Below are 13,377 nucleotides of genomic sequence, written 5' to 3'. Positions count from 1 at the left end.
GAAAGAACCCTTTCGAGTTCCTCACGAGCTCCGCCGCCCACGTTTCTCTTTCTCTATATTCAATTGTCAAAAAACCGACGAACTCACCGTCCGTCAAACCGTTTCCTCAAAGCCCGAAACTCGCGTCCCAGACCCCAAAATCAGCCTCAGCCAACCAGGGAAACTCTAGAGCGAAGGTCGTCGTCGCCAGCAGCGCCGCCGCCCTCGTCAGTGATCGGGCTTATAGACCCCACACCTCCAAGACGTCAACAGCTAGTTTCATAGCTTTGATATAAATTTCATAAGTCATTGAAAATACAAATTAATTTCTATTCACAGGCATAAGCGGCAAATTTTCGCCCGGTTAAACGGGCGAAAATCCATCGACGCGGACGGATTAGCCGGCCTTTGCCTCGTCGTTGCCGCGCAGAAGGTGGATCAGGGCGGAAAAGTCTTCACCGCCATGACCGAGCTTCTCGAACATCGAATAGAGCTGGGCTGCCTGTGCGCCCATCGGCGTGGTCGCACCCGCTGCACTTGCGGCCTGCTGCGACAGCTTCAGGTCCTTCAACATCAGGCTCGCGGCAAAGCCCGGCTTGTAGTCATTGTTGGCCGGCGAGGTCGGGACCGGACCCGGCACGGGGCAATAGGTCGTCAGAGACCAGCATTGGCCGGACGAAGTCGACGCCACGTCGAACAGGGCCTGGTGCGAAAGCCCCAGCCGTTCGGCCAGCACAAAGGCTTCACAGACGCCGGCCATGGATATTCCGAGGATCATGTTGTTGCAGATCTTCGCCGCCTGGCCCGCACCGGTTCCGCCACAATGGACGATCTTCTTGCCCATGGCATCGAGCAACGGCTTACCGCGGGCGAATGCCTCGTCGCTGCCGCCGACCATGAAGGTCAGCGTGCCGGCCGCAGCACCACCAGTTCCACCGGAGACGGGAGCATCGAGAGAGGGGCAGCCGATCTTTTCCGAGAGCGCATGCGCCTTGCGGGCGCTATCGACGTCGATCGTCGAACTGTCGATCAGGAGCGTGCCCGGATCGACGAAGCCGAGGAGTTCGTCCCAGACATAGAGGACATGGGCGCCGGCGGGCAGCATGGTGATCACGCATTCGGCGCCGCGCACCGCGTGCGCGATCGAGCCCGCGACGGAGACCCCGGTTTTCGCCGCGGCGTTGCGCGAGGCTTCCGACAGGTCGAAACCGCTGACCGCATGGCCCGCCTTCACCAGATTGGCGGCCATAGGCCCGCCCATATTGCCGAGCCCGATAAAGGCGATCTTCATCATGTCATTCCTCCTCTCATTGAAACTCGGCCAAAACCGAACAGCGTCCCATCCTCAGGCGCTAAAACAGTGGCGGGTGATCCTTCCTGCCGAAACGCGACAGCAAGGCAGGTGTGACACCGGCCAGCGCCACCGACCATTTTGGATTGCGGTCCTTGTCGATCACCGCAGCACGCACACCTTCGTAGAAGTCGGGGTTACCAAGCATTCCGAGCGTCGCGGAATATTCCCGTTCGAGGCATTCGTTCAGCGACGCGCTGCGGCGGCCAGCGCGCAAGAGTTCGAGCGTCAGCTTCATGCTCAGCGCCGAACGCGAATTGAGCAGCGCCAGCGTTTCCTTGGCGAAATCGGAACCATCAGCCTCGAGCGCCGCCAGGATCTCTTCAACCGTATCAAAGGCGAAGCAACGGTCGATCAGCGCAAAGTGGTTTTGAAGCGGCGTTGCCGGCGCTTCCGAAGCGTGCTTTGCAATCACCGCGTTGACATCGGCGCTGCCTGCCGTCGGCGGCAGCGCGGCAAGATCAGCGGCAAGTGCTTCCAGTTTGTTCGCGGCGACGAAACTATCTGCAAGCCGCGCATGGATGGCATCGGCTGCGACGATGTCCCGCCCGGTCAGACCGAGATAGGTGCCGAATTCACCGGGCGCCCTGGGAAGAAGCCAGGTGGCGCCAACGTCAGGGAAGTAGCCGATCCCGGTCTCCGGCATCGCAAGCCGGGTCCGCTCGGTGACGATGCGGTGGCTGCCATGGGCGGAAATCCCGACGCCGCCGCCCATGACGATGCCGTCCATGATCGCGATATAGGGTTTGCGGTAGCCGGAGATGCGGCTGTTGACGACGAATTCCTCGCGCCAGAACTGCGCACCTTCCTCCGGCCGCTCGCGGCCACTCTCGTAAATCATGCGGATATCGCCACCGGCGCAAAGCCCGCGCTCGCCCTCGCCGGTCACCAACACGGCGGCGACGGCCGGATCATTTTCGAACTCGGTCAAAGCCGCGGCGATCAACCGGATCATCGGCACGTTGAGGCTGTTCAATGCCCGCGTGCGGTTCAGCCGGATTCTGCCGATCGCTCCTCGCCGCTCGACGATGACTTCAGGCGCCTGCATTTCCATGAACGATCTTTCCTGTTTCTGGCCTATTTCCGACCGATGAGCGAACGCGCCACGATCAGGCGCATGATCTCGTTGGTGCCCTCGAGGATCTGGTGCACCCGGAGGTCCCTGACAATCTTCTCGACACCATAGTCTGCGAGATAGCCGTAACCGCCGTGAAGCTGCAGCGCGTCGTTGGCGACGGCAAAGCAGCGGTCGGTGACGAAGCGCTTGGCCATGGCGCAGAGTTTTGTCGCTTCGGGGTCGCCGGCATCAAGCGCAGATGCCGCGCGCCAGAGGAAGGTGCGGGCGATTTCGAGGTCGGTCGCCATGTCGGCGAGACGGAACTGCAGCGCCTGGAACTCGCCGATCGCCTTGCCGAAGGCGCGGCGCTCCTGGACATAGGCCAGCGCCTTTTCGAAGGCGGACTGGGCGCCGCCGAGAGACGCGGCGGCAATGTTCAATCGCCCGCCATCGAGCCCGCCCATGGCGATCTTGAAACCGTCGCCTTCCGCGCCGAGGCGGTTTTCCGCCGGCACGCGGACACCATCGAGCATAACGGCGCGGGTGGGCTGGACGTGCCAGCCCATCTTTTTCTCATTGGCACCGAATGTGAGGCCAGGTGCGTCCTTCTCGACCACGAAGGTGGAGATGCCCTTTGGGCCGTCCTCGCCGGTTCGCGCCATGATCACGTAAAGGCCGGACTCGCCAGCGCCCGAGATGAACTGCTTCTGGCCGGTCAGGACATAATCGTTGCCGTCTCTCACCGCCTTGGTCTTCAGCGCCGCTGCATCCGAGCCCGAGCCTGGCTCGGTCAGGCAGTAACTCGCCAGCACCTCCATGGTCAGCAGCCTCGGCAGCAGCCGCTGGCGCTGCTCGTCCGTGCCGTAGCGGTCAATCATGCCGGCGCACATGTTGTGGATCGAGACGAAGGAGGCGACGGCCGGGCAGCCGGTCGCAAGCGCCTCGATGATGATCGCAGCATCGAGCCGCGTCAGTCCCGTGCCGCCGACATCGTCGCGGACATAGATGCCGGCCATGCCGAGCGCTGCGGCACCGCGCAGCGTGTCGACCGGAAAATGCTTCTGCTGATCCCAGTCGATCGCGTGAGGGGCGATCTCGTCGCGGGCGAAATCGAGCGCCATCTGACGAATGGCCTCCTGCTCCTCCGACAGGCGAAAATCCATATGCATGTCCTCCCTGACCGCATACCTCTGCAGGTTTCCTTCAATCGCAACCGATTAAAGGCAAAAATCTGCAGCGACCAAACGTGCCACAGCGACCTTTACGCGTTTTACAAGACGCGCGGCGCTGTAGGCGATGGAGGCCTAGTTACACCAAACTTCGTCCAGGCCCAGATGCAACTTCTCACAGGGTCTGTTCAAAAATGAACAGACCGTCCCAATCAGCTCTCGCTTAGACGATACGGCAGAGCGCCGCGTAAGTCATGGTCCACGATCAGGCGGCGTTTCAATGGCGGCACCGCACGGCTGGCGCATTTCGTGCGTTCGCAGATGCGGCAGGAAATGCCGATCGGATCGAAGGCGGCGCGGTTGCCAAGGTCCATGTCGTCAGCGTAGACGAAGGCATCGGCATAGGAGACCTCGCAGCCAAGCGCCAGCGCGTAGCGCGGCTGCGCCGCGCGGAAACCGCCGCCGCCCTTGGTGATCTGGGTGGCGAGACAGAGGTAGCGCACGCCGTCAGGCGTTTCGGCCAGTTGCCGGATGATCCGGCCCGGCGTCTCGAAGGCCTGGTGCACGTTCCAGAGCGGACAGGCAGCACCAAAGCGGGCGAATTGCAGCTTTGCGGCACTGTGGCGCTTGGTGATGTTGCCCGCCCGGTCGATGCGGGCAAAGAAGATCGGAATGCCTTTCTGCCCCGGCCGCTGCAGGGTCGAGAGGCGGTGGCAGACCTGCTCCAAAGACGCGCCGAAGCGGGCAGCGAGCAATTCGATGTCGTGCCTCAAGTCGCGAGCGGCCTTCGAGAAGGCCTGGTAGGGCAGGATCAGCGCGCCGGCAAAATAGTTCTGCAGGCCGATGCGACAGATCTCATAGGCCTCTTCGGTGCGGAAGCCGGCACTACCGGCCACCCGATCGATCTCCTCGCGGGCATGAAGCTGGGCGATCTGCAGGGCGATCTGGAAGTCGCGCGTTGCTGCGGGCGCATAGGGATTGAGGGTCAGGATGCGGGCGCGCGGATCGAAGCGGCGGATCGCCTCGTCGCCTGCCGCTCCGCGCACGACCCGAACGCCGTGACGCTGTTCCAGATAGCTTGCCAGCGCCGCATGATTGTCGCCTTCGCCGAGCCCGAGCTCGCCCGCCAGCCGCTCGGCAAGCATGTCGATCTCGTGAATGTAGTTGTCGACGAAATGGAAGAAGTCGCGCACCTCTTCGTAAGGGGTCGTTTCGACGAATGAAGCCCCGCGGCCGATGGTGTCGTCAATGCTTGCGAGCTGCTCGCTGTTGCGGCGATAGGCCTGATGGCAGGAGATCAGCGCATGCGCCAGCCCCGGGGCATTCTGCGCGACCAGCTTCAGCTCCTGCAAACTGGCCGAATAGGTTTCAAACAACGGATCGCTGAGCGCTTCCGACAGCGCCGAAAGCAGACGATCGCCCTCCCCGGTCGAAAGCTCGGCGATATCGATCTGGAATTTTTCGGCGAGCGCCAAAAGCACCGCGGCTGAGACCGGCCGCTGGTTGTTCTCGATCTGGTTGAGGTAGCTGGTCGAGATGCCGATGCGTTCTGCAAATTGGCCTTGCGTCGCCTTGTTCGCCTCCCGCAGTTCCCTGACCTTGCGGCCGATATAGAGCTTGCCAATCGCCATGTTTGCAACTTTGCAATTTACGTTTCACAAATTTCTCCATTTCACATTTGCACATGAAGAGGCGTTTTTCCATCCGGCCTTCGACGCTATTGCGAAGCTCGAAGCGCCTCTGCACAATCATTGAAAAATCGGGAGGGCACCATGCGCGCCATACTAGAACAGGTCGAAGCCCGCCGGGCAGAAGCAAGAGCCGGCGGCGGCCAACGACGGATCGACGCCCAGCACGGCAAGGGCAAGCTGACGGCGCGCGAACGCATCGAGGTGCTGCTCGATGAAGGCTCGTTCGAAGAATACGACATGTACGTCACGCATCGCTGCGTCGATTTCGGCATGGAGAGCCAAAAGGTCGCGGGCGATGGCGTCGTCACCGGTTGGGGCACGATCAACGGCCGGCAGGTCTATGTCTTTTCTCAGGACTTCACCGTTCTCGGCGGCTCCCTGTCGGAAACCCACGCGCAGAAGATCTGCAAGATCATGGATATGGCGGTACGCAACGGGGCACCAGTCATCGGCCTCAACGACAGTGGCGGCGCCCGCATCCAGGAAGGCGTGGCCTCGCTTGCCGGTTACGCCGAGGTCTTCCGCCGCAATGCCGAAGCCTCCGGCGTCATTCCGCAGATCTCGGTCATCATGGGTCCCTGCGCCGGCGGCGCGGTCTATTCGCCGGCCATGACCGACTTCATCTTCATGGTTCGCGATTCATCCTACATGTTCGTGACCGGGCCGGATGTCGTGAAGACAGTGACGAACGAGATCGTCACTGCGGAAGAGCTCGGCGGCGCGCGCACGCATACGTCAAAGTCTTCGGTCGCCGACGGTGCGTATGAAAACGACATCGAGGCACTGGAAGCGACCCGCCTGCTTTTCGATTTCCTGCCGCTCAACAACCGCGAAAAGCCGCCGGTCCGTCCCTTCCACGACGACCCGTCGCGGCTCGAAATGCGCCTTGACAGCCTGATCCCAGACAGCGCCGCCAAACCCTACGACATGAAGGAACTGATCCTGGCGCTTGCGGATGAAGGCGACTTCTTCGAATTGCAGCAGAACTTCGCCAGGAACATCATCACCGGCTTCATCCGCATGGAAGGCCAGACGGTCGGCGTCGTCGCCAATCAGCCGATGGTGCTTGCCGGCTGCCTCGACATCGACAGTTCGCGCAAGGCCGCCCGGTTCGTGCGCTTCTGCGATGCCTTCTCGATCCCGATCCTGACGCTGGTCGACGTGCCCGGCTTCCTGCCCGGCACCGCGCAGGAATATGGCGGCGTCATCAAGCATGGCGCCAAGCTGCTCTTTGCCTATAGCCAGGCGACCGTGCCGATGGTGACGCTGATTACCCGCAAAGCCTATGGCGGCGCCTATGACGTCATGGCCTCGAAACATATCGGCGCCGACGTCAATTATGCCTGGCCGACCGCCGAGATCGCCGTCATGGGTGCCAAGGGCGCCACCGAAATCCTCTACCGCTCGGAACTCGGCGACGTCGAGAAGATCGCCGCGCGCACGAAGGAGTACGAGGAGCGCTTCGCCAACCCGTTCGTGGCGGCAGAACGTGGCTTCATCGACGAGGTGATCATGCCACATTCGTCGCGCCGACGCATCGCGCGTGCTTTTGCGTCTCTGCGCAACAAGCAGGTCGATGTCCGCTGGCGCAAGCACGACACGATCCCACTCTGATGGAGGCGACGATGGAACGGGAGCCAGAGCGCATCATGACGCCGGAAGAAGCCAGGCGCGACCACTGGTCGATGCTGCGCTATATGGCCGTCAATGCGCTGATCGGCGTGGCGATTGGCGCGCTCACGGCTGGCGTGCTGATCTGGCTCAATATCGGCGCCGTCGGCACCCACATCGTCCGTTCGACGAGCCCGGTTCTCGCCACCCTCATGGTTGTCGTGCCCTTCGCATTGCTTTTCGGTGGGGCCGCCGCGGCATCGTCGATCGCGCTTCTTCCCTATCGCCGCAAGTTCAAACGCTGACGCGCCGCCCCAAGGATTTGAAAGAGAAACAAATGTTCAAGAAAATCCTCATCGCCAACCGTGGTGAAATCGCCTGCCGCGTCATCAAGACCGCAAAGAAGCTCGGCATCGCCACCGTCGCGGTCTACTCCGACGCCGACCGCGAGGCCATGCATGTGCGCATGGCGGACGAGGCGGTGCATATTGGCCCCTCGCCGTCAGCCCAGTCCTATATCGTCATCGACAAGATCATCGACGCGATCCGCAAGACCGGCGCCGATGCCGTTCATCCGGGCTATGGTTTCCTCTCGGAAAACGCCGCCTTTGCCCAAGCGCTCGCAAAAGAAGGCGTGGCCTTCATCGGCCCGCCGGTCGGGGCGATCCAGGCGATGGGCGACAAGATCACCTCCAAGAAGCTCGCGGCCGAGGCCGGCGTCTCGACGGTTCCGGGCCATATGGGCCTGATCGACGATGCAGACGAAGCGGTCCGGATCGCCGCGTCGATCGGCTATCCGGTGATGATCAAGGCGTCTGCCGGCGGCGGCGGCAAGGGCATGCGCATCGCCTGGAACGACCAGGAGGCGCGTGAAGGCTTCCAGTCCTCAAAGAACGAGGCAAAGAACGCCTTCGGCGACGATCGCATCTTCATCGAAAAATTCGTGACGGAGCCGCGTCACATCGAGATCCAGGTGCTTGGCGACAAGCACGGCAACACGCTCTATCTCGGCGAGCGCGAATGCTCGATCCAGCGCCGCAATCAGAAGGTCATCGAGGAGGCACCCTCGCCTTTCCTCGACCCCGAGACCCGCAAGGCCATGGGCGAACAGGCGGTCGCACTTGCCAAGGCCGTCGGCTACCACTCGGCCGGCACCGTCGAATTCATCGTCGATGCCAAGCGCAACTTCTACTTCCTCGAGATGAACACCCGCCTGCAGGTGGAGCATCCAGTGACCGAACTCATCACCGGGCTCGACCTCGTCGAGCAGATGATCCGAGTTGCTAGCGGCGAAAAGCTCGCCTTCGGCCAGGACGATGTAAAGCTCAATGGCTGGGCGATTGAAAGCCGGCTTTATGCGGAAGATCCCTATCGCAACTTCCTGCCGTCGATCGGCCGGCTGACGCGCTACCGTCCGCCGGTCGAGGGCACGCGCGACAACGGCACGGTGACGCGCAACGACACCGGCGTCTTCGAGGGCGGCGAGATCTCGATGTTCTACGACCCGATGATCGCCAAACTCTGCACCTGGGCACCGGACCGGCAGACGGCGGTCGAGGCTATGGCCGACGCGCTCGATCAGTTCGAAGTGGAAGGCATTGGCCATAACCTGCCGTTCCTGGCCGCGGTCATGCAACAGCAGCGCTTCCGCGACGGCCGGTTGACGACTGCCTATATCGCCGAGGAATTTGTCGACGGTTTTCACGGCGTTGCGGCCGATGAGCGGTCGCTTCGCAAGCTCGCCGCCGTCGCGGTCTCGGTCAATCAGATCTTGCAGGAACGGGCCAGCCAGATTTCCGGCACGATCGGCAATCATCGCCGCATCATCGGCCATGATTGGGTGGTCGGTCTCGGCGATCACGATATTGCGGTGACTGCCGGTTCGTCCGCTGACGGCTCCTATGTGAGCTTCGCCGATGGCTCGACGGTCACCATCGCCGGCGACTGGACGCCCGGTCGTACGCTCGCCACGTTCAACATCGACAATGAGCCCTTGAGCGTCAAAGTCGATCTGGCCGGCACCGCCCTCCGGCTTCGCTGGCGCGGCATTGATGTCGTTGCCCATGTCAGAAGCCCGCGGGTTGCGGAACTGGCACGGCTGATGCCGAAGAAGCTGCCGCCGGACACGTCGCGCATGCTGCTTTGCCCGATGCCCGGGGTGATCACCTCGGTCACGGTAAAAGCCGGCGACACGGTCGAAGCAGGACAGGCGCTCGCGGTCGTCGAGGCGATGAAGATGGAGAACATCCTGCGCGCCGAGAAACGGGCCGTGGTGAAGCGCGTGGCGGTCGCCGCCGGCGCCAGCCTCGCCGTCGACGAGCTGATCATGGAATTCGAATAGTGAAAGCCGCAAAGCCATCCAGGCTTTGCCCCTCACCCTGACCCTCTCCCCGCAGGCGGGGAGAGGGAAGTTAAGCGCCGAGAGTGCGACGGCCCCCTTCTCCCGTTGTGACTGGGAGAAGGTCCCGGCAGGGATGAGGGGCTGATTGAGACAAGCAGAATGCGGAGCACGTCGATGACCGAGAAAAACATCAAGGACTGGGAAGCGCTCGCCGAGAGAGAACTCAAAGCGGCGCCCGAAAGCCTCACCTGGCAGACGCCCGAAGGAATCGCCGTGAAGCCCCTCTACACGGCGGGAGATCTCGACGGCATCGATTATCTCACGTCGTTGCCCGGTTTCGAGCCTTTCGTGCGCGGCCCGCGCGCCACCATGTATGCCGGCCGTCCCTGGACGATCCGGCAATATGCCGGCTTCTCGACGGCGGAGGCCTCCAACGCCTTCTACCGGAAGAACCTGGCTGCCGGACAGAAGGGACTCTCGGTCGCCTTCGACCTCGCAACCCATCGCGGCTATGACAGCGACCACCCGCGCGTCGAGGGCGACGTCGGCAAGGCCGGTGTGGCGATCGACTCGGTTGAGGACATGAAGATCCTGTTCGACGGCATCCCGCTCGACGAGATGTCGGTGTCGATGACCATGAATGGCGCCGTCATCCCGATCCTCGCCTCCTTCATCGTCGCTGGCGAGGAGCAGGGTGTTTCGCGCGACAAGCTTTCAGGCACTATCCAGAACGACATCCTCAAGGAGTTCATGGTCCGCAACACCTATATCTACCCGCCGGAACCCTCGATGCGCATCGTCGCCGATATCATCGAGTACACGGCCAGGGAGATGCCGAAATTCAACTCGATCTCGATCTCCGGCTATCACATGCAGGAGGCCGGCGCGACGCTGGTGCAGGAGCTTGCCTTCACGCTCGCCGACGGGCGCGAATATGTGCGGGCGGCGCTCGCCAAGGGGCTCAATGTCGACGAGTTCGCCGGGCGGCTTTCGTTCTTCTTCGCGATCGGCATGAACTTCTTCATGGAAGCAGCGAAGCTTCGCGCTGCGCGCCTGCTCTGGACCCGGATCATGAAGGAGTTCGAGCCGAAGAAGCCGTCGTCGCTGATGCTGCGCACCCATTGTCAGACTTCGGGCGTCTCGCTGCAGGAACAGGATCCCTATAACAACATCATCCGCACGGCCTTCGAGGCGATGTCCGCCGCTCTCGGTGGCACCCAGTCGCTGCACACCAATTCGTTCGACGAGGCGATCGCGCTGCCGACGGAGTTTTCCGCCCGCATCGCCCGCAACACGCAACTGATCCTGCAGCACGAGACCGGCGTGACCAAGGTCGTCGATCCGCTCGCCGGGTCCTACTATGTCGAAAGCCTGACCAACGAGCTCGCAGACAAAGCCTGGCTACTGATCGAGGAGGTCGAGGCGATGGGCGGCATGACCCGTGCCGTCAATGCCGGGCTGCCGAAGCGATTGATCGAAGAGGCGGCGACCCGTCGCCAGGCCGCCGTCGACAAGGGCGAGGAGATCATCGTTGGGGTCAACAAGTACCGCCTCGACAACGAGGAGCCGATCGACATTCTGGAGATCGACAACAGCGCCGTGCGCGCCGCGCAGATCCGCCGGATCGAGGAAACCAAGCGTCGGCGCGACAGCGTCGAGGTCAAGAAGACCCTTACGGCGCTTGCTGAGATCGCATTGACAGGCGAAGGCAACCTGCTGGCCGCCGCCGTCGAGGCGGCGCGTGCCCGCGCCACCGTCGGCGAAATTTCCGATGCGATGCGTGGCGCCTTCGGCGACCACGCCGCGACGCCCAAGGTCGTCAGCAAGATCTACGGCAAGGCCTATGAAGGTGAGCCGGAGCTCGAGGTGCTCTCGGGGCGCCTCGACGAGGTCTCAGCAAAGCTCGGCCGCAAACCAAAAATAATGGTCGCAAAGCTCGGCCAGGACGGCCACGACCGCGGCGCCAAAGTCATCGCCTCGGCCTTCGGCGATATCGGTTTCGACGTGCTTGCCGGCCCTCTTTTCCAGACCCCGGAAGAGGCCGCCGACATGGCGCTGGCCAGTAAGGTCAATGTCATCGGCGTCTCCTCGCTTGCCGCCGGCCACAAGACGTTGATGCCGCAGCTTGCAGAAGCCCTGAAGAAGCGCGGCGGCGAGGATGTCATCGTCATCTGCGGCGGCGTCATTCCGCGTCAGGACTATGACTACCTGATGGACAACGGCGTGTCGGCCGTCTTCGGTCCGGGCACCAATGTGCTCGACGCCGCACGCGCCGTGCTCGACCTGATCGAAGGCAAACGCCGCAATATCTGACACGGCAAGGCGGAGGGTGTTTGGCTCTTCACCTGCCCCGTGCGGTTGTCGTCGCCGATTGGCGCAACTATGTTGTGGCCATGACGTCGATCGCCGAAGTGTTCGGACCCTTTGTCCTGATGGGGCGCCTCATCGCTCGCTTCTGGCCGCAGCTCCTCTTGATCGGGACCTGCGGCTACATCGTGCATGATCTCCTGATGCGTGCGGCAGTCTGGATCGGGCTGCAGCATCCGCTCGGTGGCATGGTGACGCTCTCCTTTGTCGTGCTGGCGAAGCTCGTCGTTATCGTCTTGATGTTCATGGCGCTTCGCCCCGGTTTGCCGGCACTCGAAGCGCTCCGCCAACAACCGGTGGCCACGCATGTCGAGACCACGGTGCCGAAAACCGATCGCAGGCTGCTCGCCGTCACCTCAGCCGCCATCCTGCCGTTCTTCGCCTATTACGCCGCCTGGGGTTTCCTCGGCGAGGCGGTGCGGGAATATTCGCGTTTGGCACTCGACGCCGTCGCCTTCGGCGAGAAGGGTGACTTCTTCGATATCCTGAAATCGCGCGGCGTCTTTATTTCGATCGCGTTGTGCTGGCTGGTGCGGTGGGGCGCAAAGCGCATGAGCAAGCGCAGCGAAACACCCTTCTGGCGACTGCTGGTCGTCGCGGCGGACGCGAGCTGGATCTTCATCGGGCTTTATGGCCTGTCGGTCTGGAAAGACCAGGTCATCACCTGGCTCGGCGCCGGCAGGCTTCTCAGCATGAACGGTTTCACCTTCACCGCCGTAGCGCATGCCGCCGAGACCTTCGTGCCGGTGGAACTGAGAAGACCCGATTGGAACACTGAGGCGGAGGGTCTGTTCTTCTATGCGCTTCTACCGATCATCTGGCTGGTCATGGCGGCGATCATCAATGGTTACGAGCTTTCGAGCCCGGAATCGCGCGCCAGGCCATCCTCGCCGCGGCCGCGGCGGGCCAGAACCTTTCGCAAGTGGATTGCCGATTTCCTCGACCACTTCGTCAGCGACTACCGCTCCCGCTACGCTCCGATATGGACCTGCCTGAAGCTGACGCTCGGTTCAGGGCTTGCGACGCTATTTGCCTTCATCATTGCCTACCGCGCCATCGCCTGGCTTGGTGCCTGGATCTGGTATGCGGCGACGCGAACCCTCGGCATGGGCGACCTCGCGAGTTGGCAGCTTGTCTTCGATGCACTCAGCCTTTTCATCGGCAGCCCTAGCGATCTCGACGGCGGCATCGTGCTCGACGCCGTGCGCATCACCTTGTTGGCGGCGATGCTCGAACATGCGGTTTCCGGCCAGGCTGAGAAGAGCGAAATCAGCTACGCGTCTACTTGAAGATCAGCGTTTCATCGCTTGCGCCCGGAAACTCAATCCTGAGTGAAAGATCCCGCGCCTCCGCGGGAACGATGAAGCTCTCGGCCATACGGACCGTGGCGCCAGTCTTGGCGTCGGTAAAGGCGAGCACACCGCAGCGCGGGCGTTCGGCCACCTCCGGATACATCTCCCGGACGATCGGCTCGGTCAGGGTGACGGGCTCAAAACGGCGCCCCTCGCTGTCGATCAGCCGGACGCGGCAGGCTCCTTGCGACAGAACGGCCGGATCGGTCGGCGACGCCTCGAATTCGGCGAGAATGACGCGCGCGTCATTGGTGCGCGGCAGCCGCCTCATGTCCAGAAGCTTCCACTGTCCACCGGCAAAGGCCTGCCCCGCTCCATCCTCGACGACGATCTCGGCCTTTTGGGTGGCAAGCCAATGCCCCTCTCGCAGGCTCTCCCACGCACGGACGACGAAGGCGAGCGGCAGTGCGACGACCAGCGCCAGCAGGCAGATCCAGAACGTGCGCTTCTCGCTCATAA

The 13,377-nt window shown here is 62.6% G+C and carries 10 protein-coding genes; 5 read left to right on the top strand and 5 right to left on the bottom strand.

Going from position 1 to position 13,377, the window contains the following annotated elements; translation table 11 throughout:
* Nucleotides 1-376: 376 nt before the first annotated feature.
* The 4 genes from mmsB to ACTJKM_RS32135 all read right to left on the bottom strand — a co-directional run bounded on the left by mmsB (nucleotide 377) and on the right by ACTJKM_RS32135 (nucleotide 5,187).
* Nucleotides 377-1,273 (bottom strand): 3-hydroxyisobutyrate dehydrogenase, encoded by an 897-nt coding sequence (gene mmsB / locus ACTJKM_RS32150; protein ID WP_440639198.1) that lies wholly within the window; start codon nucleotides 1,271-1,273, stop codon nucleotides 377-379.
* A gap of 58 nt (nucleotides 1,274-1,331) precedes the next feature.
* The gene (locus ACTJKM_RS32145; protein ID WP_058328382.1) at nucleotides 1,332-2,384 is read right to left on the bottom strand and encodes an enoyl-CoA hydratase/isomerase family protein; all 1,053 of its coding nucleotides are present in this window, start codon (nucleotides 2,382-2,384) and stop codon (nucleotides 1,332-1,334) included.
* Between the two features lie 23 nt (nucleotides 2,385-2,407).
* Nucleotides 2,408-3,550 (bottom strand): isobutyryl-CoA dehydrogenase, encoded by a 1,143-nt coding sequence (locus tag ACTJKM_RS32140; protein ID WP_058328381.1) that lies wholly within the window; start codon nucleotides 3,548-3,550, stop codon nucleotides 2,408-2,410.
* A gap of 218 nt (nucleotides 3,551-3,768) precedes the next feature.
* Nucleotides 3,769-5,187, bottom strand: coding sequence for a helix-turn-helix domain-containing protein (locus tag ACTJKM_RS32135; RefSeq protein ID WP_058328379.1), 1,419 nt, complete (start codon nucleotides 5,185-5,187; stop codon nucleotides 3,769-3,771).
* Nucleotides 5,188-5,328: 141 nt separating this feature from the next.
* On the opposite strand from ACTJKM_RS32135, the gene ACTJKM_RS32130 reads away from it, so the two are divergent.
* The 5 genes from ACTJKM_RS32130 (at nucleotide 5,329) to ACTJKM_RS32110 (ending at nucleotide 12,855) form a co-directional block, all read left to right on the top strand.
* On the top strand, nucleotides 5,329-6,861 hold the full coding sequence (locus ACTJKM_RS32130) for an acyl-CoA carboxylase subunit beta (RefSeq protein WP_058323265.1): 1,533 nt from the start codon (nucleotides 5,329-5,331) through the stop codon (nucleotides 6,859-6,861).
* An 11-nt stretch (nucleotides 6,862-6,872) separates the two neighbouring features.
* Nucleotides 6,873-7,163 (top strand): hypothetical protein, encoded by a 291-nt coding sequence (locus tag ACTJKM_RS32125; protein WP_245296179.1) that lies wholly within the window; start codon nucleotides 6,873-6,875, stop codon nucleotides 7,161-7,163.
* Between the two features lie 32 nt (nucleotides 7,164-7,195).
* On the top strand, nucleotides 7,196-9,199 hold the full coding sequence (locus tag ACTJKM_RS32120; RefSeq protein WP_113513058.1) for an acetyl-CoA carboxylase biotin carboxylase subunit: 2,004 nt from the start codon (nucleotides 7,196-7,198) through the stop codon (nucleotides 9,197-9,199).
* Between the two features lie 174 nt (nucleotides 9,200-9,373).
* A complete protein-coding gene (gene scpA / locus ACTJKM_RS32115) occupies nucleotides 9,374-11,512 on the top strand; it encodes a methylmalonyl-CoA mutase (RefSeq protein ID WP_113513060.1) in 2,139 nt (712 codons plus the stop codon).
* Between the two features lie 20 nt (nucleotides 11,513-11,532).
* A complete protein-coding gene (locus ACTJKM_RS32110; protein WP_244495649.1) occupies nucleotides 11,533-12,855 on the top strand; it encodes a hypothetical protein in 1,323 nt (440 codons plus the stop codon).
* Here ACTJKM_RS32110 and ACTJKM_RS32105 read toward each other — a convergent pair.
* Nucleotides 12,848-13,375: a hypothetical protein gene (locus ACTJKM_RS32105; protein ID WP_057251640.1), complete on the bottom strand. Its 528-nt coding sequence runs from the start codon at nucleotides 13,373-13,375 to the stop codon at nucleotides 12,848-12,850. The genes ACTJKM_RS32110 and ACTJKM_RS32105 overlap by 8 nt on opposite strands.
* Between the last annotated feature and the right edge of the window lie 2 nt (nucleotides 13,376-13,377).

The organism is Ensifer sp. 22460 (genome assembly GCF_052044935.1).
Lineage (GTDB): Bacteria > Pseudomonadota > Alphaproteobacteria > Rhizobiales > Rhizobiaceae > Ensifer.
Note: the sequence above shows the minus strand (reverse complement) of the source record. Positions and strands in the feature narration are given on the sequence as shown.